Source organism: Cupriavidus sp. IDO (genome assembly GCF_000812465.1).
Lineage (GTDB): Bacteria > Pseudomonadota > Gammaproteobacteria > Burkholderiales > Burkholderiaceae > Cupriavidus.
On record NZ_JWMA01000013.1, the window covers coordinates 22,979 to 46,128 of the forward strand.

19 protein-coding genes are annotated in these 23,150 nt (G+C 62.0%); 11 read left to right on the forward strand and 8 right to left on the reverse strand.

Going from position 1 to position 23,150, the window contains the following annotated elements; all coding sequences use genetic code 11:
* The first annotated feature begins 5 nt into the window (after window positions 1-5).
* Window positions 6-329, forward strand: a complete 324-nt coding sequence (locus tag RM96_RS04655) for a YdbL family protein (protein WP_039008220.1) — start codon at window positions 6-8, stop codon at window positions 327-329.
* A 222-nt stretch (window positions 330-551) separates the two neighbouring features.
* Here RM96_RS04655 and RM96_RS36770 read toward each other — a convergent pair whose 3' ends face one another.
* Entirely contained in the window at window positions 552-1,058 is a 507-nt protein-coding gene (locus RM96_RS36770) for a DUF2141 domain-containing protein (RefSeq protein WP_238587090.1), read from the reverse strand.
* A gap of 795 nt (window positions 1,059-1,853) precedes the next feature.
* Between RM96_RS36770 and RM96_RS04660 the strand changes: the two genes are divergently transcribed.
* Entirely contained in the window at window positions 1,854-2,093 is a 240-nt protein-coding gene (locus RM96_RS04660; protein ID WP_039008222.1) for a hypothetical protein, read from the forward strand.
* A gap of 382 nt (window positions 2,094-2,475) precedes the next feature.
* On the opposite strand, the gene RM96_RS04665 is transcribed toward RM96_RS04660, so the two are convergent.
* From RM96_RS04665 to RM96_RS04685, 5 genes are all read right to left on the reverse strand, one after another.
* Window positions 2,476-3,060, reverse strand: coding sequence for a hypothetical protein (locus RM96_RS04665; protein ID WP_039008225.1), 585 nt, complete (start codon window positions 3,058-3,060; stop codon window positions 2,476-2,478).
* Between the two features lie 359 nt (window positions 3,061-3,419).
* On the reverse strand, window positions 3,420-4,829 hold the full coding sequence (cls, locus tag RM96_RS04670; protein WP_238587092.1) for a cardiolipin synthase: 1,410 nt from the start codon (window positions 4,827-4,829) through the stop codon (window positions 3,420-3,422).
* A gap of 116 nt (window positions 4,830-4,945) precedes the next feature.
* Window positions 4,946-5,104 carry a DUF3309 family protein gene (locus RM96_RS36775; protein WP_039008227.1) on the reverse strand — a complete coding sequence of 53 codons (159 nt, stop codon included), beginning with the start codon at window positions 5,102-5,104 and terminating at the stop codon, window positions 4,946-4,948.
* Between the two features lie 17 nt (window positions 5,105-5,121).
* Window positions 5,122-6,300, reverse strand: coding sequence for a DesA family fatty acid desaturase (locus tag RM96_RS04680; RefSeq protein ID WP_039008229.1), 1,179 nt, complete (start codon window positions 6,298-6,300; stop codon window positions 5,122-5,124).
* Between the two features lie 401 nt (window positions 6,301-6,701).
* Window positions 6,702-8,462 carry an ABC transporter ATP-binding protein/permease gene (locus RM96_RS04685; protein WP_039008231.1) on the reverse strand — a complete coding sequence of 587 codons (1,761 nt, stop codon included), beginning with the start codon at window positions 8,460-8,462 and terminating at the stop codon, window positions 6,702-6,704.
* A 461-nt stretch (window positions 8,463-8,923) separates the two neighbouring features.
* On the opposite strand from RM96_RS04685, the gene RM96_RS38470 reads away from it, so the two are divergent.
* Together RM96_RS38470 and RM96_RS04690 are read left to right on the forward strand one after the other, a co-directional pair.
* Window positions 8,924-9,292, forward strand: coding sequence for a hypothetical protein (locus RM96_RS38470; RefSeq protein ID WP_152624039.1), 369 nt, complete (start codon window positions 8,924-8,926; stop codon window positions 9,290-9,292).
* A 288-nt stretch (window positions 9,293-9,580) separates the two neighbouring features.
* Entirely contained in the window at window positions 9,581-9,832 is a 252-nt protein-coding gene (locus tag RM96_RS04690) for a DUF1488 domain-containing protein (RefSeq protein ID WP_039008233.1), read from the forward strand.
* A 51-nt stretch (window positions 9,833-9,883) separates the two neighbouring features.
* On the opposite strand, the gene RM96_RS04695 is transcribed toward RM96_RS04690, so the two are convergent.
* Window positions 9,884-10,603, reverse strand: a complete 720-nt coding sequence (locus RM96_RS04695; RefSeq protein ID WP_039008235.1) for a Crp/Fnr family transcriptional regulator — start codon at window positions 10,601-10,603, stop codon at window positions 9,884-9,886.
* 402 nt (window positions 10,604-11,005) lie between these two features.
* Between RM96_RS04695 and RM96_RS04700 the strand changes: the two genes are divergently transcribed.
* The 7 genes from RM96_RS04700 (at window position 11,006) to RM96_RS36235 (ending at window position 22,400) form a co-directional block, all read left to right on the forward strand.
* Window positions 11,006-19,552 carry a GH36-type glycosyl hydrolase domain-containing protein gene (locus RM96_RS04700; protein ID WP_193752392.1) on the forward strand — a complete coding sequence of 2,849 codons (8,547 nt, stop codon included), beginning with the start codon at window positions 11,006-11,008 and terminating at the stop codon, window positions 19,550-19,552.
* A 263-nt stretch (window positions 19,553-19,815) separates the two neighbouring features.
* Window positions 19,816-19,974: a DUF3309 family protein gene (locus tag RM96_RS04705; RefSeq protein WP_039008246.1), complete on the forward strand. Its 159-nt coding sequence runs from the start codon at window positions 19,816-19,818 to the stop codon at window positions 19,972-19,974.
* Window positions 19,975-20,174: 200 nt separating this feature from the next.
* Window positions 20,175-20,351 (forward strand): CsbD family protein, encoded by a 177-nt coding sequence (locus RM96_RS04710; RefSeq protein ID WP_039008202.1) that lies wholly within the window; start codon window positions 20,175-20,177, stop codon window positions 20,349-20,351.
* A 128-nt stretch (window positions 20,352-20,479) separates the two neighbouring features.
* A complete protein-coding gene (locus tag RM96_RS04715) occupies window positions 20,480-20,731 on the forward strand; it encodes a hypothetical protein (RefSeq protein ID WP_039008237.1) in 252 nt (83 codons plus the stop codon).
* A gap of 176 nt (window positions 20,732-20,907) precedes the next feature.
* Window positions 20,908-21,123, forward strand: a complete 216-nt coding sequence (locus RM96_RS36780) for a glycine zipper 2TM domain-containing protein (protein ID WP_082016421.1) — start codon at window positions 20,908-20,910, stop codon at window positions 21,121-21,123.
* Window positions 21,124-21,270: 147 nt separating this feature from the next.
* Window positions 21,271-21,861 (forward strand): BPSL1445 family SYLF domain-containing lipoprotein, encoded by a 591-nt coding sequence (locus RM96_RS04720; RefSeq protein WP_039008240.1) that lies wholly within the window; start codon window positions 21,271-21,273, stop codon window positions 21,859-21,861.
* 20 nt (window positions 21,862-21,881) lie between these two features.
* Complete coding sequence (locus RM96_RS36235) at window positions 21,882-22,400, forward strand: hypothetical protein (RefSeq protein ID WP_052279329.1); 519 nt, start codon at window positions 21,882-21,884, stop codon at window positions 22,398-22,400.
* Between the two features lie 92 nt (window positions 22,401-22,492).
* On the opposite strand, the gene RM96_RS04730 is transcribed toward RM96_RS36235, so the two are convergent.
* Window positions 22,493-23,140, reverse strand: a complete 648-nt coding sequence (locus tag RM96_RS04730; RefSeq protein WP_039008242.1) for a DUF1345 domain-containing protein — start codon at window positions 23,138-23,140, stop codon at window positions 22,493-22,495.
* Between the last annotated feature and the right edge of the window lie 10 nt (window positions 23,141-23,150).

The following is a 23,150-nucleotide window of genomic DNA, read 5'->3' on the forward strand; positions in this document are numbered from 1 at the left end:
CAACCATGAAAATGGCGACACGATTGATGGCAGTGCTACTGCTGTCTTGCAGTACGCTGGCCATGGCATTGGGCCTGGATAATGCCAAGTCACAGGGGCTCGTAGGGGAGCAACCAGATGGTTATCTGGGTGTTGTCAAGGCGACCCCGGACGCAGTGGAACTTGCCGCGGATATCAATGCGAAGCGCCGCGCGGCGTACGACGCCATTGCCAAGAAGAACGGTGCCACCCTGGAGCAAGTGGCGATCCTCGCAGGACAGAAAGCCATAGAGAAGGCGGCGCCTGGATCCTTCGTCAAGACTCCTGAAGGTCAGTGGATAAAAAAGTAGTGCTCAGCGGAATCACGAATGCGACCTCGCCCGCTTTCTGGTGAATATCCGGTCAGAACCAATTCTAATTATATGGTCCAGTTGCTGTAATCAGTCTCGGCAGAGGGATTTTTTGGATCTGACTAACTGGCGTCAATTGGGATGGCCGAACTTTTGAGGGGGCCGGAAGGCAGTAATCGACAAAAGCAATTGCATAGAAGGTATTATTATCACAAATCGTGTTCAGTAATGCAATCTAATCGTAAAACTCAAGTCACCCCCATCGTAGGAGAAGCTGGCGGCGGAAAACGGCGGTGCGCCGAGCCATCCTACTGCATCGTTTGAAAAACCATATCCTTCGGTAGGAATTCCAAGCCCATTTGTATCCAGCTTACCGTTCATATTCTCATCATGTGCGACCGCTATGGCATACGTTCCTGGGGGGATTCCTTCAAAATTGCATTGCGCCTGATTATTCTTAACCCTTACTGACATGATATTCCTCGCTGAATGCAGATAGTCTGCAGGGAATCCGACTGGCGATTCAAAGAGAGTGCAGGCCACCATGCCTATGCTGCTTCGAATGCCTAGAATCTGTATATGAATCGATTGCGAAAAGGCGGGATATGGATAAGCTGAACACAGCAGTACCGCAAACCATGTTGCGTAACGAGCCGTCTTCGGCGTACGGGTCATGGGGATATTGCCTGAAACGGAAGCCAGAGCCTTCGGAGCAGTTGATTCAATCATGATTTTCCTCGCCACTACCAGATCGTTGGCAATGTTTCGGTCGCGGTGGCCGCACCACTCCCTCAATGGGCAACCTAAGCTCACTTTAATGCCTGTGGGAGCGCCCCGCCATGACGAGCGCACATCGCTGAACCGACCAATGATGAGCCGATACCAGGCCTGCTGAGAGGTCGAATTTTGGTGTTGATGCTCTGTTGCCCCCGGGGCAAATAGGGTGCGCACCGTCGAGGGCAAACGGGCCCACCCAAATCGCCGGCGGACTACTCATCCACGTCGCCACCGGCCCAGTTTTTCGTCGCCGTTTTCGCCGCATCGCCATGCACGCGCTCCAAGTGGCAGTGGGTCACGCGTTAGCGTGACGCGCGAGGCTCATCGGCATGAAGGCAGCAACTTGCAGGACGCGGGGATAGACACGCCGCATCGTCTCGCTGCGAACCACGCCAGCGGTGTCCCCACCGCAAGATCATACAAGGAGTCGCAAAAGCCACACCGCCGGCGGCGCAGGCCGCCACCATCACGCCTCGATGCGCCAGAGTATGCACATCAATTTTGTAGCTTTGTCTACCTAAACTTTATGCATGTTCCATGCTGGGCCCTTCCTGAGCATTCTTGGCAGACAACCTCGGTGGCCAATTGCAAAGCGTCAGACGCGTTTCGAGCACTACGTTCGCCTTTGAGGACTTGGGCAGATATTACGAGATGTATAAGGCCAAACATAGGCGAGTCGTCTGCGCAACAAGGAAAACGCCTCATTCGGGCTTGCCGAGAATTTTCCAAACTGCCAGGAAGAAGAACATGCCATACATTCGTGCCCTCATCGCCGTATTCGTGGTCCACGGTGGGCTGAACCATTTGCTGGGATACGTCCTTGAGCCTAGCTCGCTCGTCTCCGTCGCAACGGGCACGTGGTTCGGCCTTGGATACGCGAGAGTCTTCCAAGGCTTTCCAAAGGCCGACACCTTCAAAGCTGCGTTCAAGGGAGTAATCATGGCAATGCTCTGGCCGATCGTGCCGGTCCAGCATCGACCACGATGACCACGAACGCCAGAACCGCCTGCGGGCGGTTATTTTTCAGCCCACCTAACATGCCGAAAATGCGGAGGGTTTTTTGGATAGGATCGCGGGCTCGTCGGCAGGTTGTGTCGCAATTGGATTGCGAAGCGGCTACGAGCCCCTGGACTCCTGATGACCTTAGCCGCGTGCCATCGGTGTATGGATCGAACGTACCCGCCTTGCCGCCATCGGTATAGGGATCGCGCGGCCCCTTGATGCTGCTGGCATCCGTGAACACATCCCTTGTTGCGCCCGCATACTCCTTGGCGTGTTCTAGCCAAAGGGGCCAACATCAGAACCATGATGTCGGCCCCGGCTGTTCGCGGAGCGACGGCGCTTGCATGCTGGCGCCAGCCCTGCCCGATCACTTGCCGTACTTGGCCTTCACGTCAGCCGTGCACTTGTCCTTGGCATCGCCAGACAAGGCATCGCATTTCTCCTTGTCGGCCTTGTACTTGGCGTCCATGGTGTCCTTCTTGGCGTCGCGGCGAGCCTCGGCGACATCTTTGCTGGTGCCGGTGTCGGCGGCCTTCTCGACCTTGACCGCTCCAAGCGCCTTCTCGTGGGCGACCTTGGCTTCCTTCACACAAACGTCCTTGTCGTTGCCCTTCCTGTCGTCGCACATTTCCTTAGCCACGTCGTAGTCTCGATCGGCCTTGACCTTGTGCGCCTTTGCCCGGGCCTGGGCGGTGCCGTCGCGCATGGCTTCGGCGTTCGCCTTCGCGACATCCCGATCGCGCTTGGCCTCCGCCTTGCAAACGTCCTTGGCGTTGGCCTTCATGCCGCCGCATTTGGCGCTGGCGGCTTTGTAGTCAGCGTCGGCCTGCTTCACTGTGGCGTCGTAGTCTGCCTTCGAACCCGCGGCAGGCGCAGTTAGTGCCAGTACAGCCCCTCCCGGCGCGACAGCCATCATCCCAAACAAGGCAGCGAATAGCCATTTAGTCATCATGTCGCACTCCCTATCAGTAGCAGGACTTCTCCGCGTTGCCTACTGGTATTTCCAGCGGCGATTTTGCGAAGGCCCTGCAAAGAGACTACATCACTTGCATGCCTGGCGTCAGAATCCAAATTCCGAAACGCGCGTCGGACAACTCCCACAGACCGAGCACAGCCTGCACACATGACTACGCGAGAACCGGTGTCACATCGGTGCAGAACGGGGGCTGCCGCTCCAATCTTCCGGGATACCAGGCACGCAATGGGATCGTCGTCGAGCCGGCTTCTGGGTGCAGTCAAGATGAGATAGCGGCGATTGAGTGTGCCGTCCAGATATGCGCCGCGGAACAGGCCAGCGTTGCATTCAGCAATCTACAACCAGTAGGCCCACACGCGCGCGATCATTTCCTTCATGCGCATGCCGATCGAACGGTCGTTCCATTGTTCAAGCGTGATGGGATTGGACGCGGCGAGATCCACCTCGAACATGGCCTGCATCTGCGCGCCGAACTCCTGTCCCAGGACAACGGCGTTGACCTCGTCGTTGTATAGGAAACTCCGCCAGTCGAGGTTGGTCGATCCGACGGTGGACCAGACACCGTCGATAACCGCTGTCTTCGAATGCAACAGCACATCGCGCCGTTCGTAGATCTTTACACCGGAGCGCAACAGCTCCTCGTAAAAGGAGCGTCCGGCGAAGAACACCAGCCAGGAATCGGTCTTGCTCGGGAGGATGAGTCTGACATCGACACCGCGAACTGCGGCATCCTTGAGCGCGGCCAGCAGCTGCGGATCGGGAACGAAATACGCGTTGGTCAGATATACGCTCGTTACCGCGCTGCCGATTGCCGAGAGCAGGGTCGCGTAGATGAGGCTGTAGGGCTCGTCAGGCGAACTGCCGATGGCGCGCACGACCTCCTTTCCTATGTTGCCGAGTTGAGGGTAATAGTTCTTCGGCGCGAGCGGTTCACCCTTTTGCTTTGCCCACGTTGCCATAAACAGCTTCTGGAATTCGCGGACCACCGGGCCTTCCACTCTCACGTGGGTATCGCGCCAGGCAGGGCTTCCATCGGGCCGAGGCCTGGATCTAGGCCTGAACGATCCACTTGAGTAGACACTGCTGATATTGATCCCGCCAAGGAAGGCGATCTGACCATCCACAATCAACAGTTTGCGGTGATCGCGTTGATTGACCTCCCAGCCTTTCTTTGCAGACAGCGGGTTGACCGGATTGAACTCCAGCACCTTGATGCCGCTGTCGGAAAGGCGCTTGAAATACTCTTTGGGTGAGTTAATTGCCCCCACGCTGTCGTAGATAAGATTCACCTGCACGCCCTGGGCCTGCTTCTCGATGAGCGCATCCGCAAAGCGATTTCCTACGGCATCGTCCTCGATGATGTAGGTTTCCATGTTGATATGGTCTTTCGCACTGCGGATGGCGGCAAACATGGCCTGAAACGTGGCTGGACCGTCCTGCAGCAGAAGCACCTTGTTTCCCACCACCAACGGGCTGCCGACGATGGCCGCTTCGAGTGCCAGATGCCGATCGAAGATATTGGTTTCATCGCTGTGGTTACTGAGTCGACTGAGAATCTCCTTGCTTTGCTGGGGCGAAAGGGGACCGTGCGCGCCCCCTAGCTGCACAGGCTTGGCGGGACCGCTCCCCATATCCGGAACAATGGTTGGCAGCACACTGCATCCGCCAGCGAGGGCGAGCAAGATCGCCAGCCATCCCGCCACCCTGCCCAGCCTGACGCACCACTGAATCCATTCATGAAACAAGGCTGTCTCCGTCAACTGCGGGCATCCTTGGAGTCCGGCCAAGTCCGGCCAGGCAACTGCGTCACGGCAGGGCCCACTCAGCCGCACCCCACCAGGCACAACCGCGGCACATCGCGCTATATCTTGCCCATCAGCAACAGTACGAGCAGGATTACCAGCACCAGCCCAAGACCACCGCTCGGACCATAGCCCCACCCCCGGCTGTGCGGCCAGGCTGGAAACGCGCCGATCAGCAGTAAGATGAGCACGATCAATAGTATTGTTCCCAACGTCATTTCATGTCTCCCAATAGTCAGGCATAGCAGCGGAGCTTCCCGGAAAACTCCTGCAACGCACGGATTCCGCTTTGGTCGGCGCGCCGGCACCAGTCTTCCAGCTGCTTGATCAGTTGCTCCTCCGGGATGGCAGAGCGGCTCCACAACGCGGTGAGGTCCTGGCGCATCGCGTAGACGGTGCGCAGCAACGCACTGGCATGCAGGGCCTGGTGCAGGACTGCGCGCTCACGCGCCGGTAGGGCGCCCGCCTCCCTTTGTAGCCAGTGCTTGAGCGCTTCCTTCGCCTTGGCCTCATTCAGACCCGGTAGGGCACGCGCCCGCAGGGTGCGGATTTCCCCCAGTGCGGTTTTCCGCAGGGTGCTGGCGAACTTGGCCAGTACGTGGTAGCGGTGCGTGGAGATGGCCTGCAGGGTCTGCGCGTCGCAGCCTGTCCTGGCCGGATTGAAGCGGATCTTTGGCGCCACCCTGCGTACCCTGGCAAGACGCAGCGTCACCAGCAAGCGGATGTACACCCAACCAAGGTCAAGTTCCCACCACTTGCTGGACAGCCTGGCTGAGCTGACATAGGCATGATGGTTGTTATGCAGTTCCTCGCCGCCGATCAGAATGCCCCACGGCACGATATTCGTGGAAGTGTCATTTGGCGCGTACGTGCGGTAGCCCCAGTAGTGGCCGATGCCGTTGATCACGCCCGCGGCGAAGAACGGAACCCACAGCATCTGTACGGCCCAGATGCTCAGTCCGATCGGGCCGAACAGCACCAGGTCGATCGCCAGCATGAAGCCAATCCCTAGCCCGACGTGCTTCGCATAAAGATTGCGCTCAATCCAGTCATCGGGGGTGCCGTGCCCATACCTCTCCAGCGTTGCAGCGTTCCTGGCCTCACTGCGATAGAGTTCGGCACCTTCCAACAGCACTCGCCAGATGCCGTAGAACTGCGGGCTGTGCGGGTCTTCCGGGGTTTCGCACTTGGCGTGGTGCTTGCGATGGATCGCCACCCACTCCCTGGTCACCATACCGGTGGTCAGCCACAGCCAGAAGCGCAGGAAATGGCTGGCGATGGGATGCAGATCGAGGGCGCGGTGGGCCTGGTGACGGTGCAGGAAAATCGTGACCGACGCGATGGTGACGTGGGTCAAGCCCAGCGTCACAAGCGGGTAACCCCACCAGGGGAGACTAAGCAAGCCGAAGTGCATCGCCGGCTCCTTCGCAACAGTTTCGGCGTCGATAAGCCTCAGAGATCTGTCCGAGCTCCAGAAAGCTCTATCTCAATCCAAAGTATCCAAGCACGAACAAAACGATGACGACGGCCCCGACAAGCCAGATGATGTTATTCATAATGCGCTCCTTGAACTATTCCCCTGCATGAACTGCAGGCGCGATGTGAATCTGTCCGCGCGGACATGCCATGCGAGGTGCCCATGGCTTTTCGCAGGGGTAGTGCCACTTTGTCACATACGACACGGAGACGTCTGTACGGTAGCGGTCAACACCACATTGGATGACTGGCGGCGCGGCAAGGCGGCATGTGGTACGGTCTGCAGGGTCTGCGCGTCGCAGCTTGCCCTGGCCGGATGAAGCGGATTCTTGGGAGGCACTACCAGTCAAAGCGGTAGTCTCTGGTCGGATGCAGTTGCCATCTCCCGTCCCCGGGCAGCTCCAGAACCTGGTGGTGATATTTAAGGAGTGTGGGTCGATGGCTAACGCTGACAAGCGTCGTCGGCATGCCGGCCAGCTGCAAGTACAGACCTTCCTCGTTGCCAATATCCAAGGCGCTGGTGGCCTCATCCAGCATGGCATAGCGCGGCTTTGCGAGCAGCACACGTCCGATCGTGAGTCGCTGCTGCTCCCCGACGGATAGCACTTTTCCCCAATCCAGCTCCGCGTCCAGCCCGCCAAATCTGCCGACGATATCCGGCAGGTTGACCATCTCCAACAGCAGCAGGAGTTCCTCGTCGGATATCTCCCTATCATTGTTGTTGGGATATAGCAGCTGGTTGCGCAGGCTGCCGACCACCATGTAAGGGTGTTGCGGCAAAAACAACATTTCGTCCGGCTTGGGGCGCATGATGCATCCCGTGCCGCAGCTCCACAGGCCCGCGATCGCGCGCATCAGAGAACTCTTCCCACCTCCGCTGGCACCGACAATGAGCAGGCCCTCTCCCGGGTTGATCGACACCGTCAGGTCCCTGACCAGCGTCCTCTCATGATTCGGCGTCTGCAAGGTGACATGTTCCAGCGCCAGGCGGGAGTCCTGCATGGCTTCGATCCTGCCCCCTGCATTCGGGGCTGCTTCTACCTTTCTGGCCAGGGAGTTGGAGAATGTGTCCAGCCGATCGAGCCCCGCCACAAATCGGCTCAGGTTTTCAAAGTTGTCAACGATCACGGCCAATGCGCTCAGTATGGCCGCAAACGCGCCGGCAGCCTGGATCGCACGACCGACTTCGAGCTCGCCCGAAAGAACGCGCGAAGCGACAATGGCGCTGGGCAGCATGATGGTCAGGAAGCCATAGCCATACTGAAATAAATTCAGATTCAGTTGCCAGTTGATGAGTTTGTTGAAGTTGCGGAAAGCCTGTTCAAAACGCCCCCTCACATGAAAAGACTCCTGAGCTTCACCCCGATAGAACGCAATAGACTCAGCGTTCTCACGAACCCGGATCAGGCTGAATCGAAAATCTGCCTCCCGCTTTAACTGATAAAAATTCAGACCAATCAGGACTCGCCCGAAGAAATATATCGATATCGAGGTGCCAGCGACGGCGTAGAGAACAAGAAAGAGGACAAGCGACCTGGAGATCGACCACAGGACGTTGCTGAACGCAATGAGTTGCAGCAGTGCACTAATGCTAACCAACAGAAAATATAGAGACTGGTGCGTAAACGTACTGATGTCCTCCGTCATCCGCTGATCCGGATTGTCTATCGTGGCATCTGAATTGAGTTTGTAGAAAATCCTGTCCTTGAAATACCCGTCCAGATAGTGGTTGGTCAGCCAGCGCCTCCAGCGAATGCCGAGTTTATTTCTCACATAATAGTAAAATGCATAGATCGGCACCGCCAGGATCAGAATGTAGACGCACTTCGCGATGGAGATCCAGAAGCGATCAGCATCCTTGGCCGCCAATGCCGATGTAAATTCCCCGGATTGCTCGTTGAACAGTACATTGGTTTCGGTTTGCCCCAACAGCAACAGTATCAACAGAACAAGCAAGCCAACTGCCGTCCATTTATCCCGGGAGAACCAGTACGGCTTCGCAATGGCCCAGAATCGAGTCCACAGGTATCGGTTGGAAGCGCCAATACCATTCTCAGACGCCGAACTGCCGTGCGGCCTCGGATCGTTATCGACGCTCATGTCACAACTCCCGGAACAGAACGGATCACGTACTCGTCACATTGATCCCGGCGTGGGCAACACCGCAGGATGGCAGAAGATCACTATCGAAATATAGGTCAGCAATATGGTGAGAAGAAGGGAAGGCATGTGCGCAAGGAGGAGAGTCGCGTGCACTGGGCCTTCTGACCGGATCTGACCAGAATTAAAATAAATATCACGGACTGTGCGCTGGCGGACGGCGCCCGGCTCAAGGGTGAACTATATATAAATTCGATGCAGTGCTCGCTGCCGATTGAACGCACGGGAAATCCGCGTACCATTCTCGTCTACAACACTCCGTTATTTTCCTGCCGGATTAATAGGACCGGATTAAATCGTGTGAATTATCAGTCTCTTTGACTGGGCGTTTATGCCGATTTGAAGTGATTTCTTCCGGGGTTTCCGGGTATCGTAGCAGCCTTCTTGAAAAGGCGAGGAAAATGCCAACAGATTATCCCATTACCGTCATCGTCATTTTTCATGACGACCCCCGTAATTGGTACTTTGCGGAGGTTGATCCGACGGCGTGCATCTACCGGCTTGGCCCGTTTGACAGCGAAAATGCAATTCATGAAATTCTTTCTGTCATCTACCCTGCCGATCTGCCACGTGAAACCATCGACGCCCCCGGCGACTACGACGATGGCACAATCCTGCGCACAGCAAGAGGGGCCGTCGATGCCCTGTTAGTCAGCCCTTGCCCGACTGGAGAAGTAGGAGCAGGGACATCCACTTCCTGGTGGCGACTTCTCTTCGGCCGCCGCGCTCCTGCGCGTGGCGCTCTTCGGGTACTAGGATCGAATAACTAGAACCCATCAGAAAAGGGGACGGTCATGCTACAACGTGTCCCTGTCGGTGACCATCAGGTTTCGATCGAAGGGGGAGTAAAAGTACGGTCCCGTCGCGCCCGCAGTTGCCATCGGGTATACGGTGCGCTATTCGATTGCGCGTACTGACAGGCGGCCGGTCAGGGACGGCGCAATGGTCGAAGCCGGCTTCGGATCAGGAAACCGGCGCATACTGGGGCTGGCACCGCTGTGCCGATGCCTGTAGTCAAGGGCGCCCGGCGTGCCATCACTGGATCAAAGGAGTCCACCATGGCACTGAATTTCCCCAATCCCAGCCGGAGCTATGATGCGGCGCGGCACTGCGTATGCTTCTGGGGCTACGACAACGCCCGCGAGGTCGCATTCCAGGTCTCTGACAATATCCTTCTGCGCCTGAGTCAGGAGGTGGCTTCCGAAGAAGCGGCCTTTCTAGCTACATTCGACCGTCATCGCGAACGCATATTGCTGCTGGCAAAAAATATGTACACGTCGGGCGCGCGCAATACATACACCATTTCGTAATGGCGGCAGCTTGCAGGCAGAGCGGCGTGCCAGGTGCCCCAGCTTTGCGCCTCAAGTCGCCGACAGGTCAGGCAACAAGCGATCAAACTCCCGCTTCACGACCGCGTAGCATTCGCATACGCGGTTTTCCAGCCCCACCCGGTCGAGTACAGCAATATGCCCATGGCTGTAGCGGATCAGGCCCGCGGCCTGGAGTTTCAAGGCGGCCTCGGTCACGCCGGAGCGCCGCACCCCGAGCATGTTGGCAATGAGTTCCTGCGTCATCGTCAGGTCGTTGGAGGGCAGTCGGTCGATGCTGAGCAGCAGCCATCGGCACAGTTGCTGATCGATGGAGTGATGGCGGTTGCATACCGCGGTTTGCGCCATCTGGGTAATGAGCGCCTGGGTATAGCGCAGCAACAGGCGCTGCAGAGCTCCGCCCCGCACAAACTCCTGCTTCAGGATCGTTGCACTCAGGCGATAACCATGTCCGGCGCTCTGCACGATGGCGCGGCTCGGGGTCGTCTCGCCCCCCATGAAAATGGCAATCCCGACCATCCCCTCATTGCCCACGATTGCAATCTCGGCGGAGGCCCCGTCTTCCATCACGTACAGCAGCGAAATGATCGAATCGGTCGGGAAATAGACGTAGCCCTGCTGATCTCCTGACTCGTACACGACATGGGCCAGCGGCAACTCCACCAGGGTCAGGTGTGGTGCGAGGCGCTCCCAGTCGACGGCCGGCAGCGCAGCGAGAAGGTGATTGGACTTCGGATCGTGCGTGACGCTCATGACTGCATCTCACCGCTCAGGACAGGTTGATATCAGTGACTCCGACCTTGCCCAGCGCTTGGCGCCCAGGCCACGGGACGGTAGAGGATCACTTGCCTTTGCCAATATAGGTCAGCGGGTGGACAAGGCAAATTCCGCACAAGAGTGCACTTAAAGCCACGCCAATTTCAGCGGATGCGCACTCCCGGGTTTTCCCCTGCCCGCTCCGGGCAATCTGACTGCAATGGAATAAATGTCCCGATCCGTACGCCTGCGGACCGCATTCGTCCCCTCGCCGGCTCATATTCCACAGCGGTGCGCAGCTCTCCGGCATCGTGAAGTCAAGCAAGGGATGGCGAGTGCCCGCGGCACCAATGATGCCAAGGCCCCTTTTGCTTCCCGGACCACGGAATGGTCCCGTCCATGAACCTCAACCTGAATCTCACCTTTCCGCTGCGTGCATTCGGCGCGCCGTCTGTGCCGTCACCATGGGACAGCACAGCGCCGGTGCGGGAGGAGTTGTTTGGCATCGAACGGCTGGAGCAGCACGCGCAAAGCCTCGCCGCAGCCCAGCCGGTGACAGCATTGCCGCCACGCGTGCCATCGCTGCGCAGCCGGCTCAGCGACAATGCGACCATCCTGCTGGCCGCCTATCGGGCCAGCGCCGCCGAGGTGGAAGGCGGCGCCGAGGTGGCGCCAGCGGCGGAATGGCTGCTCGACAACTATCACATCGTCGAGGAGCAGATCCGCGAGATCCGGGACGACCTGTCCCCCGGCTACTATCGCCAGCTGCCCAAGCTCGCGGAGGGGCCATTCACAGGCTATCCGCGCGTCTTCGGGCTGGCCTGGGCCTTTGTCGCCCACACCGACAGCTACCTCGACCCCGACATCCTGCGCCGCTTCATCGCCGCCTATCAGCGCGTCCAGCCGCTGACGATCGGCGAACTGTGGGCGGTTGCGATCACGCTGCGCATTGTTCTGGTCGAGAACCTGCGCAGGCTCACCGGGCAAATCACCGCCGGCCGGGTTGCCCGCGCCGATGCGGATGCTCTGGCCGCGCGGCTGCTGGCCACAGGGGGCGCCCGCATGGCACTCGAAACGGATATTGCCGCACGCCCTGCTGCGCCGCTGTCCGAGTTGTTTGCCGCGCAACTCGCCAGACGCCTGCGCGACCAGGACCCGAGAATCATGCCGGCACTTGGCTGGCTTGAGGCCCGCCTCGGGCTGCAGGGCACTTCGGTCGATGAGGTAGTGCTGCACGCGCAGCAGCGGCAAGGCGCCTCCAACGTGACGGTGCGCAACATCATCACGAGCATGCGGCTGATTTCCGATATCGACTGGGCTGAGTGGTTCGAGAGCGTCAGCCTGGTCGACGCGCGGCTGCGCGCGGGCAGCGCCTTTGCCGGCATGGACTTCCCGACCCGCAACCTGTACCGCAATGCCATCGAGGAGCTCGCGCGCGGCGCCTCCTGCCCGGAACTCCGGGTTGTCGAGCTGGCGCTCAGCGCCACGCAAGCGCCCTGCGCATCGGACGATGAGGCCGAGGCCGAGCGCCGGCGCGATCCCGGTTATCACCTGATTGGCTCAGGCCGGCGCGCGCTCGAACGTACCATCGGGTTTCGCGCCCCACCCCGCCTGTGGATCAGCCGCTTCAGCAAACAGCTGGGCATCGGCGGCTACGTTGGCGCGCTCCTGTTCGTCACGCTCGGCCTGCTGGCCTTCGCGCTATGGATCTTGCCAGTTGCCAGCCTGACGCCCGGCTGGCTTGTCCTGCTGGGACTGATCTGGATCGTACCGGCCAGCGAGATCGCGGCAACGCTGGTCAACCGCGCGCTTGCCGGGCGACTGGGTGCGACGATCCTGCCCGGCCTGGAACTCAAGGCGGGCGTGCCGCCCTCGCTGCGCACGCTGGTGGTCGTGCCAACGCTGCTGACCGGCGAGGCTGACCTGAGCGAGCAGATCGAGCGGCTGGAGGTGCATCACCTCGCCGGCGCAGGCGGCGACCTGAGCTTCGCCTTGCTGACCGATGGCATCGACGCCGACCAGCAGGTGCTGCCTGGCGACGCCCACCTGCTTGCCGGCGCCAGCGCGGCAATCGCCCGCCTGAACCAACGCCATGGCCCGGGCCCGGCCGGCGACCGCTTCCTGCTGCTTCACCGCCGGCGCGTCTTCAATGCCGCGCAAGGCAAGTGGATGGGATGGGAGCGCAAACGCGGCAAGCTGCTCGAGCTGAACCGGCTGCTGCGCGGCGCGACCGACACCAGTTACGTGGCCATCGATGGTCAGGCGCCGCAGTTGCCGGCCGGCATCCGCTACGTCATCACCCTCGACGCCGACACGCGGCTGCCACGTGACGCCGCACTGCGGCTGATCGGCAAGATGGCCCATCCGCTGAACCGGCCACGCTTCGATGCGGCCCGGCAGCGCGTCGTGGGCGGTTACGGCATTCTCCAGCCGCGTGTCACGCCTTCGCTGCCGATCGGCCGTGAGGGTTCGCTCTACCAGCGGGTCTTCTCCGGGCCGGGCGGCATCGATCCCTACGCGGCTGCCGCCTCCGACGTGTACCAGGATCTCTTTGGCGAGGGTTCCTTTACGGGCAAGGGCATCTATGACGTCGATGCTTTTGAAGCCGCGCTCAGCGGCAGGGTCCCGGAGAACGCGCTGCTCAGCCATGACCTGTTCGAAGGGGTGTTCGCCCGCGCCGGGCTGGCCTCCGACGTTGAGGTGGTGGAGGAGTTTCCCCCGCGCTACGACGTGGCGGCCAGGCGGCAGCATCGGTGGACCCGTGGCGACTGGCAACTGCTTGGCTGGATCTTCGGGCACCACCAGGGCATCCACGCGGTGCCGGCCATCGGCCGCTGGAAGATGCTGGACAACCTGCGCCGCTCGCTGCTCGCGCCCCTGTTGCTCCTGAGCCTAGTGCTGTCCTGGTTCCTGCCCTGGCCGGCGGGGGCACTGGCGACTATCCTGCCGCTGGCTGCCATTGCCATTCCGGCCGTCCTGCCCGGCATCCTGTCCGGGCTGCGGCACCGCGGCGGCATGCGCCTGCGCAACCATGTGCAGGCGCTGCTCGCGGACCTGCAGCTAGCCGCCACGCAGACCTTGCTTGTGCTTGCGTTCGTGCCCGACCAGACCTGGCGCGCGGTGGATGCGATCGCCAGAACGCTGGCGCGGCTGTTTTACACGCACCGCCATCTGCTCGATTGGACCACGGCCGCGCAGTCCGCCACGCGCCCGCGGCTGGACCTGGCCGGCTTCTACCGGCTGATGGCCGGCGGCACGCTGCTAGCGCTATCGATGGCCACCGTCGGCGTGGGACTGTTGCCATCGTCATGGCCGCTTGTGCTGCCCTTTGCCCTGCTATGGCTGACAGCGCCAGCCCTTGCCCTGTGGACCAGCCGTGCGCCGACCGTTGCGCGCCGGCTCGCCCTGCCAGCGACCGACGCGCTTGCGCTGCGCCTCGCCGCGCGCCGCACCTGGCGCTTCTTCGAGACCTTCGTCACCCCGGCGGACAACATGCTGCCGCCCGACAACTTCCAGGAGACGCCCAGGCCCGTGGTGGCACACCGGACCTCGCCGACCAATATCGGGCTCTACCTGTTGTCGGCCGTCGCCGCACGCGACTTCGGCTGGGCCGGGACCACCGAAACGGTCGAGCGCATGGAGGCGGCGTTCGCCGCGATGCGCAAGCTGCCGCGCTACCGGGGCCACTTCCACAACTGGTACGAGACGCTGAGCCTGCAGCCGCTGCATCCCGCCTATATCTCGTCGGTCGACAGCGGCAACCTGGCCGCGCACCTGATCGTGGTCGCCAATGCGTGCGAGGAATGGACAAGCATCGCCGCTCCAGATCCCTGCCGCGGCCTGGCGGACACTGCGCGGCTGGCAAACGAGGCCCTGGCTGCGCTGCCCCTCGCGCACAGCGACCCCGGACAACAGCTTGGCGAATTGCTGGCCGAGATCGACACCATGCTCGCTGGCTCCCTCACCATGGCAACAGGAGCGACGGGGGCACCGGAGCTCAGGCCCCTCACAGACAAGGTCGTCAGGCTGGTGCACGACAACCACTGCGCCGCCAGCGATGACAGCGTTGCCGACCTGACTTTCTGGGCCGGCGCGCTGCAGCGTGCCGTCATCGAGCATGAGCGCGACCAGTTGCAGCAGGCTGAAGCACCGCAGGCACTGGCTGCCCGGCTGACGGCGCTCGCCCATACCGCGCGCGAACTGGCGATGGCAATGGACTTCGCATTCCTGCTCGATCCGGCGCGCAAGCTGTTGTCGATCGGCTATTCGCTTGCCGACAACCGGCCCGATGTCAGTTGCTACGACCTGCTCGCCTCCGAAGCGCGGCTCGCCAGCCTGTTCGCCATTGCCAAGGGGGACGTGTCGACCCCGCACTGGTTCCGGCTGGGGCGCATGGCGACGCCACTAGGCAAGGGCTCGGCACTGATCTCGTGGTCGGGCTCGATGTTCGAATACCTGATGCCGTCGCTGGTGATGCGCGCCCCTGCCGGCAGCCTGCTTGAACAGACCGCGCGCCTGGTGGTGGCGCGCCAGCAGGGCTACGGGCAGTCGCTGGGGATTCCCTGGGGCGTATCCGAATCGGCGTACAACGCCCGCGACAGGGAGTTCACCTACCAGTACTCGAACTTCGGCGTGCCCGGCCTGGGGCTCAAGCGCGGCCTGTCCGAGAACGCGGTGATCGCCCCCTATGCCACGGGACTGGCGGCCATGGTCGATCCGAAGGCTGCATGCGACAACTACCGTCGCCTGGCCGAACTCGGCGCCCTTGGACGCTACGGATTCTATGAGGCGCTGGATTACACGCGCGCGCGCCTGGCCGACAGCGAGACGGTCGCCATTGTGCGCAGCTTCATGGCGCACCACCAGGGCATGACCATCGTTGCCATCGCCAACGCCCTGCACGATGGTCGCATGCGCGCGCGCTTCCATCGCGAGCCGATGATCCAGTCCTGCGAACTGCTGCTGCAGGAACGCATGCCGCGCAACGTCGCCGTAGCGCATCCCCGCGCCGAGGAAGTGAAGGCCTCGGCGGCAGCGGTACTGCCCCAGGACTCTGCGGTGCGACGGTTCACGGCGCCGGCAAGTGGCAATCCGGTCACCCATCTGCTGTCCAACGGCCGCTACACCGTGATGCTGACCACCACGGGAATGGGCTACAGCCGCTGGCGCGACCTGGCCGTGACGCGCTGGCGGGAAGATGCCACCCGCGACGATTCGGGCTCCTTCATCTTCCTGCGCGATACGCAAAGTGGCGCCACCTGGTCTGCCAGCGCGCAGACGGGCGCCGATGGCGAGCGCGGCGGCGAAGTGGTTTTCGCCGAAGATTGCGCCGAGTTCGTCCGGCACGACGGCAGCCTGACAACCATCCTGGAAGTCCTGGTTTCCGGCGAGGACGACGGCGAGGTCCGCCGCGTATCGCTGGTCAACAACGGGCGCCGCCCACGCGAGGTCGAACTCACTTCCTATGCGGAAGTGGTGCTCGCCACGCGCGCGTCCTATGATGCGCATCCAGCCTTCTCCAGGATGTTCATCCAGACCGCACACCTGCCCGAGTCCGGCGCGCTGACCGCGACGCGCCGCCTGCGCTCGCCCGACGAGCCGCCAGTGTGGGCTGCCCACCTCAGCGTAGTCGAAGGCGACCTGGTCGCCGACCAGCAGTACGAATCCGACCGCGCGCGCTTCCTGCAAGGCGGCTGCACGCCCGCTGCGTGCGCAGTCGTCACAGCCGGACTGCCGCTCTCGAACACGGTCGGCACGGTCCTCGACCCGATCTTCTCGCTCAGGCAGCGCGTGCGAATTGCGCCCGGGGGCAGCGCGCGGGTGGCCTTCTGGACGGTCATTGCGTCGTCGCGCGCCGATCTGCTCGCCCTGATCGACAAGCACCAGGACCGCAACGCCTTCGACCGGGCCAAGACCCTGGCCTGGACGCAGGCCCAGGTCGAGCTCCGCCATCTTGACGTCGACGCGACGGAAGCCGCGGACTTCCAGCGCCTCGCTGCGCCCCTGCTCTACGCCGACGCCCGCTTCAGGGCCCCGCCGGACGCCATCCTGCGCGGGGCCGGTCCGCAGTCGGCACTGTGGCCGCTGGCGATTTCCGGCGACTTACCGCTTGTCCTCCTGCGCATCGACGAGATCGAGGACATCGTCCAGGTGCGCCAGTTGTTGCGCGCCCACGAGTACTGGCGCATGAAGGGGCTTGCCGTCGATCTGATCATCATCAACGAGCGCGCCTCTTCCTATATCCAAGATCTGCAGATAGCGATCGAGACCGCGGTTCGCAGCAGCCACTCGCAAAGCCACGCGAGCGAGGAAGGGGTCCACGACTCGATCCGCGGCTCGGTCTACACGTTGCGTGCCGACATGATGCAGCCCGAAGCCCGCGCGCTGCTGCAGTCAGTCGCACGTGTCGCGCTGATTGCCCGACGCGGCGCCATCGCGGACCAGCTCGCCCGCCTGCCCGCAGTGGCAGGCCCGCTTCCTGTACCTGTCCGGCGCCGCAAGCCCGCGCCACAGTCACTGCCGCCGGTGCCGGCGCAGCCCGGGCTCGAGTTCTTCAATGGCCTGGGCGGCTTCGACCAGGACGGCCGGGAATATGTGGTGGTGCTGAACGCCGGCCAGTCGACCCCGGCCCCATGGATCAACGTGATCGCCAATCCCGGCTTCGGCTTCCATACGTCGGCCAGTGGCAGCGGCTACACCTGGGCGGAGAACAGTCGCGACAACCAGTTGACGCCCTGGTCCAACGATGCGGTTGCAGACCCGTGCGGCGAAGCGATCTATGTCCGCGACGAGAACAGCTTCCAGATCTGGAGCGCCACCGCGCAGCCGATCCGGGACAACGGCACCTATACGGCCCGCCATGGGCACGGCTACAGCCGCTTCACGCATGAGGCCAACGAGATTGCGCTGGCGTTGCTGCAATACGTTCCACTGGACGATCCGATCAAGATTTCGCGCCTGACGCTGCGCAACCTCTCCAGCGTTTCCCGCCGGCTTTCTGTGACGGCCTATACGGAATGGGTGCTCGGCACGTCCCGGGGTGCTTCGGCGCCGTTCATCGCCACGGCGCCCGACGAAGCCACCGGCGCCATCCTGATCCGCAATCCGTGGAGCACGGGGTTTCCGGGTCGCGTGGCCTTTGCCGATCTTGGCGGCAGGCAGACCGCCTGGACCGCCGATCGTACCGAGTTCCTTGGCCGGAATGGCGGCCCCGAAGCGCCCGCGGCGCTGCTCGGCAAGGCGCCCTGGTCCGGCACGACCGGTTCGGGCCTGGATCCCTGTACGGCCTTGCAGTGCAATGTCGAGCTCGCGGCCGGCGAGACCGTCGAAGTCGTTTCGTTTATCGGACAATGCGCTTCGGCTGCCGAGGCCAGCGCGCTGATTGCGCTCTATCGCGAGACGGATCTCGACGCGGCGCTGGCTAGTGTGACCCGGCACTGGCAAGGCCTGCTTGGCGCGGTACAGGTCAGGACGCCGGACCGCGCCATGGACATCATGCTCAACGGCTGGCTTCTCTATCAGACACTCGCCTGCCGCATCCGGGCACGCTCGGCCTTCTACCAGGCAAGCGGCGCCTACGGATTCCGCGACCAGTTGCAGGACCACATGGCGCTCACCGTTGCCAGTCCGGACGCAACGCGACGGCATCTGCTACGCGCCGCCGGGCGGCAGTTCGTCGAGGGCGACGTCCAGCACTGGTGGTTGCCGCATTCTGGGCAAGGCGTGCGAACACGGATCTCCGACGATCGCGTGTGGCTCGCGTTTGCGACCGCCAGCTATATCGCCAGCTCGGATGACACCGCCGTGCTGGACGAGATGGTGCCGTTCCTGGAAGGCCAGATCCTGGGCCCCACCGAGGCCGACGCCTTCTTCCAGCCGATGGTCTCGGATGTATCGGCCTCGCTGTTCGAGCATTGTGCGCGGGGGATCGACAGCTGCATGGCGCACGCCGGCGACCACGGGCTGCCGCTGATCGGCGGCGGCGACTGGAACGATGGCATGAACCTTGTCGGGGCCGGCGGCAAGGGCGAAAGTGTCTGGCTGGGCTGGCTGCTGGTACGCACCCTCGCCATGTTTGCCCCGCTGGCGCAGACCCGTGATGCCGGGCGCGCCCGCCGCTGGCAGGCGCATGCGGCCTTGCTGCGCGAGGCGCTGGAGCGAGAGGCCTGGGATGGCGACTGGTATTGCCGCGCGACCTTCGACGACGGCACCTGGCTCGGCTCGAAAGACCGTGAGGAATGCCGTATCGACGCCATTGCGCAGTCCTGGGCCGTGCTGTCGGGCGCGGCCGATCCCGCCCGTGCCCGTGCGGCGATGGCCTCGCTGGAAAAGTACCTGGTGCGCCACGAAGACGGGCTGGCACTGCTGTTCACCCCTCCCTTCGACAAAGGCCCTCTCGACCCCGGCTACATCAAGGGCTACCCGCCCGGCCTGCGCGAGAACGGCGGGCAATACAGCCATGCCGCGATGTGGGCAGTTCTCGCTTTTGCGAGGCTCGGCGCGGCCGACAAGGCTGTCGAACTGTTCTCGCTGCTCAACCCGATCAACCATGCGCTGACACCTGTAGCGGTCGAGCGCTACAAGGTTGAGCCCTATGTGGTTGCGGCCGACGTCTACTCGGTGCCGCCCCACATCGGCCGCGGTGGCTGGACCTGGTACACGGGTGCCGCGGGATTGATGTATCGCGCCGGGGTGGAAGGCATCCTCGGCATCAGGAAAGAGGGAAACCGGCTGGTCATTGCCCCTTGCATTCCTGCCTCGTGGCCGGGCTTCAAGGCCACCGTGAACGTCGCGTCGACTCGTTATGAGATCAGCGTGGAGACGCCGTTGCACTGCGCCAGCGGTGTCTCGCAGGCGATCCTTGACGGCGTCAGCATCCCATGTAAGGACCGCCAGGCTAGTGTCCCTCTTGATGGGGGCGAGCACACGCTGCTGGTCCTGGTCTAGCTCCACGTATCCGGGCAGTCAATCCGTGTCGGCGCCGCGTCAAGCGTACGGCACCGGACTGACACGAGATCCCATCCGAACTACGCTCTGAGCAGGATAGAGCTGTCGCTATCGAGACAACGTACCGGCGACAAGTACTTCAGCGAATCCCTCGAATCGGTGTTCTGGATTTCATGGCATGGCCATCGACAACGCGATCCGCTAGAACGGCTGCCATCCGCCTGGTTGAATCAGCGGAAGGCATGCAGAACAAGGAGCGCATCATGTCAATTGGACTCTTGTTGTTGATTGTCTTGGCTATCTTCCTCGTGGGGGCAATCCCCACCTGGTCGTACAGCAGCGGATGGGGCTACGCGCCATCAGGCACTCTCGGGGTGCTTTTGGTTGTGGTCCTTGTCCTGTTGCTGCTGGGCAGACTCTGAGGCGGGTTATCGGAAACGTCCCGGACACCGTGAGCCGCCGTTGCAAGGCAGGCTCATGGCTGGCTTCCTGAATCGCCGAAATCCAATCTGAGGAGCGCGCTACCGGGCACGCGCTCGGTGACAACTTGGTTGCCACCTTCCATCGCACGGCCAGGTTGCCTCAGCATCCGGCTCGCAACACCAATAAAGAGGGATACATCATGAACAAGGACCAAGTGAAGGGCCGGGTCACGGAGGCTGCCGGGAAAGTCAAGGAAGCCTTCGGCAAGATGACTGGAAACAAGCAAACGCAAGTTGCGGGAACGCTGAAGAAGGATCTTGGCAAGACGCAGGCAGCGTACGGCGACGTCAAGGCGGATATCAAGAAGGCGGAGTAACAGAATATGGAGAGGGCGAGCACCCGAGCCAATGCACCGCCGGCACGATGGCAAAGGCGGCCAGCCGACCAGCCGCCTTTGCCCGCTTTCGGCCTTTCCTCGTTACATGCCGGCGTCAGGAGACACCCATGCTGGACACGATGCTGAATCGGTTCCCTCCCCTGGAGCAGGAAGCTTTCCGCGAGACCTGTCTGCGTAACGGGGTCGCACCCGACGGATTTACCGTGACAGCAATTGAAGACGCGGCAGGCGCTGTGCCGGCTCACGGCCGCACCATCTCGGTAGGCTTCGGCAGGGAAGTCCGCCAGTACGACGGAAACCTGGGCGCGCAATGGACCGTCGATTTCGAGGACGACCTGAGATCGCGCGTGTTCGGCTGAACTCTACTTCTCTGCGCCACCTTTGCGCCCGCGTACGCCAGCGGACCGACTTCTTGCGCCCATAAGGGGAACATTGTCTCGACACTGGCAGGCGACCGGGCCTTTGCAGCCGGATGCTCGGGACCTATGGAACAACGATACCCGGCTCCCTGCGTGGCCGCAGGAGGTAGCAAGAAATGAAACGCACACAGATATTCCTCAAACGGGCGGCAATCCTTATCGCCGCACTTGGCATAGTCGCCTGTAGCGGCATGAGCCGGCGAGACACCGATACAGTAGTGGGTGCAGGCATCGGAGGCGTGGCGGGCGCCGTGCTGACCAGTGGCAGCGCGTTAGGAACTGTCGGTGGGGCCGCTGTAGGCGGCGTCATCGGCAATCAGGTAGGCAAGTAGCGGCAGCGGCGCGACGCAATGGACGCCGCGCAAACGATGCTCAGCGATTCGCGATGCTCGCCTTGCGCTGCCTCCGTACGCTGTCGTACCGCAATGCCATCCGCATTGACGTAGGCTGAATTCATACCTCGAACACTGGAGAGAATCATGCAACGGCGACGATTCATATTGATCTCGGCCGGATCCATGGTGGCCATCGGCGCTACCTTGCCGGCCTGCACAACCACCGGCACCTCTTCCGAGAGTGCCGCCAGCCGGGCCGATGACCGGCACAGCATCGACGCCGAAGTGGATTCCACGCTCACCCGCCTCTACGCCTCCGCCCGTGGCTCGCATGAACTCGTCGGCAAGGCCCAGGGCGTGCTGGTCTTCCCTTCGGTGATCGCGGCAGGCTTCTGGCTTGGCGGCGAATACGGCAAAGGCTCGCTGCGCGTACGGGGCACCACGGTGGGATACTACAGTACCACCACCGGCTCCATCGGGTTCCAGTTCGGTGCGCAGTCCAAGGCCATAATCTTTCTGTTCATGACCCGTGATGCGCTCGACCGCTTCCGCAACAGCGAAGGCTGGGCAGTTGGCGGCGATGCCACCGTAGCCGTGCTTAAAGTTGGCGCCAACGGCAACATCGACTCCAACACCGCCAGCGCACCAGTCGAGGCCTTCGTGCTCACCAACAGCGGACTGATGGCGGGCGTCAGCCTCGAAGGTACCAAGGTCAGCAAGCTGGCTGCCTTGTAACCAGCAACAGAGACGTCATCATGCGTACCCTGCTCTGCCTCCGCTTCAAGAATGCCGCTTCCGCCCGGGACGGCTGGGCAAGACTGCTTCCCCTCGTCCACGCGACTGCCCATGTGACCGGCCCCTGGTTCGTGGGCCGGGGCCTGCGGCCGGTCGAGAGCTTTCCGGGCGCGGACACCACGCACACCACCTTCCGGCATGAAGGCTCGATCGCCGGCTATGCGATATTTGCCATACTTGGCCTCGCGCTGGCAGGGTATTACGGCGACCATTCCGCCCCGCTGAGCGGCCTTACCACCTATGGCCTTGGCTTCGTGGCCTTCGGCGTCTGTGGCTGGTTCCTTGGTGCGTTGTTCGGCTCGATGTTGCCGCGACAGCGGCTGGCCCGGGCCGCTGCACTCCTGGCGCAGGATGAAATCATCATGATCGTCGGATGCAAATCCTCTGAGAAGGAAACGATCAAGACGCTGCTATACGAGCTGGGCGGGGTCAGCATTGACGAGCATGGCGACTTCTTGCCACATCTGCGCTGGACTTAGCGCCCATTTCATGAAGAAGAAGGGGACGCGTTCAAGCCAGGGAAGGCTGTTGCCGGTAGGAGAATGGCCTGGTGAAAGCCAGATGTCCGCTTTCAGAGATGGATCAGACCTGCTGCCACGTTTACGCACAGTCCCAGTACAGCGATATTGAAGTAGAACGAGAGCACGGACTGCGCAAGTACCGCTTGGCGGATGGGCCGCGATCTCAATGCCACGTCCGACGTCTGCGAAGTCAACGCGATCGTGAACGAGAAGTAGAGGAAGTCCCAATAATTCGGCTCAAGCGCGCTATCGGGAAAGCTGAGTGTCGGTTCGTCGGTACGCTCCTGCGCTGAGCCGTAGTAGAGCCGCGCATAGTGCAGCGCGAACATTGTCGGAATCAGGAACCAGGCGCCGAACAGCGTCGCCACGGTGAAGGCAAGATGCGCCAGCCCCGCGCCGAGCCCCAAATCCTTCACCGTGGCCAGTTCGAGCACGATAGCGGCAATGCTAGCGACCGCAGCAATGCAAACGACTAGCAGAAACGTCGTGGCCGTCTCGTCCTCGCGAATGGCAATTTCCCTGACCCTGTCTTGTGGCGCCCTGGCCATCAGCCACCAGATCAGCACGAGATACGACCAAACGGCGATGTCCCAGCCGAGGACGACGCGCACTAGCCCGAAGTTTGACTCGGAGACCAAGCTAACCTGTTGAAGCGCCGAGAGATTTTTAAGCAGCAGAGGGTTGGCTACTGGGAACAGCCGGGGTCGA

Excerpts from the sequence above, each read along its gene's own strand:
- RM96_RS04655 (WP_039008220.1), top strand. The coding sequence starts at position 6 with ATGAAAATGGCGACACGATTGATGGCAGTGCTACTGCTGTCTTGCAGT.
- RM96_RS36770 (WP_238587090.1), bottom strand. The coding sequence starts at position 1,058 with ATGATTGAATCAACTGCTCCGAAGGCTCTGGCTTCCGTTTCAGGCAAT.
- RM96_RS04660 (WP_039008222.1), top strand. The coding sequence starts at position 1,854 with ATGCCATACATTCGTGCCCTCATCGCCGTATTCGTGGTCCACGGTGGG.
- RM96_RS04665 (WP_039008225.1), bottom strand. The coding sequence starts at position 3,060 with ATGATGACTAAATGGCTATTCGCTGCCTTGTTTGGGATGATGGCTGTC.
- RM96_RS36775 (WP_039008227.1), bottom strand. The coding sequence starts at position 5,104 with ATGACGTTGGGAACAATACTATTGATCGTGCTCATCTTACTGCTGATC.
- RM96_RS04680 (WP_039008229.1), bottom strand. The coding sequence starts at position 6,300 with ATGCACTTCGGCTTGCTTAGTCTCCCCTGGTGGGGTTACCCGCTTGTG.
- RM96_RS04685 (WP_039008231.1), bottom strand. The coding sequence starts at position 8,462 with ATGAGCGTCGATAACGATCCGAGGCCGCACGGCAGTTCGGCGTCTGAG.
- RM96_RS38470 (WP_152624039.1), top strand. The coding sequence starts at position 8,924 with ATGCCAACAGATTATCCCATTACCGTCATCGTCATTTTTCATGACGAC.
- RM96_RS04690 (WP_039008233.1), top strand. The coding sequence starts at position 9,581 with ATGGCACTGAATTTCCCCAATCCCAGCCGGAGCTATGATGCGGCGCGG.
- RM96_RS04695 (WP_039008235.1), bottom strand. The coding sequence starts at position 10,603 with ATGAGCGTCACGCACGATCCGAAGTCCAATCACCTTCTCGCTGCGCTG.
- RM96_RS04700 (WP_193752392.1), top strand. The coding sequence starts at position 11,006 with ATGAACCTCAACCTGAATCTCACCTTTCCGCTGCGTGCATTCGGCGCG.
- RM96_RS04705 (WP_039008246.1), top strand. The coding sequence starts at position 19,816 with ATGTCAATTGGACTCTTGTTGTTGATTGTCTTGGCTATCTTCCTCGTG.
- RM96_RS04710 (WP_039008202.1), top strand. The coding sequence starts at position 20,175 with ATGAACAAGGACCAAGTGAAGGGCCGGGTCACGGAGGCTGCCGGGAAA.
- RM96_RS04715 (WP_039008237.1), top strand. The coding sequence starts at position 20,480 with ATGCTGGACACGATGCTGAATCGGTTCCCTCCCCTGGAGCAGGAAGCT.
- RM96_RS36780 (WP_082016421.1), top strand. The coding sequence starts at position 20,908 with ATGAAACGCACACAGATATTCCTCAAACGGGCGGCAATCCTTATCGCC.
- RM96_RS04720 (WP_039008240.1), top strand. The coding sequence starts at position 21,271 with ATGCAACGGCGACGATTCATATTGATCTCGGCCGGATCCATGGTGGCC.
- RM96_RS36235 (WP_052279329.1), top strand. The coding sequence starts at position 21,882 with ATGCGTACCCTGCTCTGCCTCCGCTTCAAGAATGCCGCTTCCGCCCGG.